This is a genomic window from Bartonella sp. AU15XJBT (genome assembly GCF_028618615.1).
Taxonomy (GTDB): Bacteria; Pseudomonadota; Alphaproteobacteria; order Rhizobiales; family Rhizobiaceae; genus Bartonella.
In genome coordinates this window covers 1-767 of sequence record NZ_JAQITG010000111.1, presented here as the reverse complement: position 1 = coordinate 767, position 767 = coordinate 1, and the positions used below count along the sequence as shown (strand labels likewise).

1 protein-coding gene and 1 pseudogene are annotated in these 767 nt (G+C 41.3%); both read right to left on the bottom strand.

Features of this window, described 5'->3' with window-relative positions; genetic code table 11:
* Nucleotides 1-315: pseudogene (locus PVV57_RS10410) on the bottom strand (hemagglutinin repeat-containing protein); the annotation flags it as partial.
* Nucleotides 309-713, bottom strand: coding sequence for a hypothetical protein (locus tag PVV57_RS10405; RefSeq protein ID WP_273719533.1), 405 nt, complete (start codon nt 711-713; stop codon nt 309-311). The gene PVV57_RS10405 and the pseudogene PVV57_RS10410, both read right to left, overlap by 7 nt.
* Nucleotides 714-767 lie beyond the last annotated feature (54 nt).

Below are 767 nucleotides of genomic sequence, written 5' to 3'. Positions count from 1 at the left end.
AAAGCCAACAGAAACAGAGTTTTGCTTGCTGGAACTTTGTCCCGTATCACTGAGGCTGGTAATGGTGAAATCACCACCAACACCCATCTCTACACGGTTTGCAGAAACCACGGCGCCTGCTAGTGTAGTGTTTCCTCCACTATTGCTATGAACAGTGCCGGTACCTATAATATGGCTGTTCTTGTGTTGCAGTTGTTCACTGGAGCCTTCCCCTTGACTAAAAGCAGTATTGCCCGTTGCCCCTGCGCCACCCGTGCCATAACCGTAGCCAACATTAACCAAAGCGCTTTGCGAATGGTGTTGTGTTGTTAGGGTTGGCATTCTGGTTTATTTTTATATTTTTGACAATAAGCGCTCTTTAAACGTCTCTCGACACTTCGCTTCGGAATAACAGAACCAGGAACACATATAGGAAGGTCTTCAGCATTATAATTTCTACACCGATCTCTCCAATCCCATCCTAATTTACTATGAAAACCTGCTTGGGTTAAGCATGCATAAATAGATGTATTCGCATTTATGCTTAACTCTCTATAATCCATCATATAACCATCATGAGGATTCAGCATTCCACATTCTAAAAGCGCTTTTTTTATCTCAACTTTATCTGCTCCTAGCTTCTCTAATACATCCAGAGCCTGATGAGGACCTGGAGCACATCCAGCTATAATAAGCAAAACTAATCCACTCAATAACTTTAAAGTTACTTTCATTTTTCCTCTCCTTCAATGATTTTTTACGATAAGATTGCTTAAAGCTTGTTGATG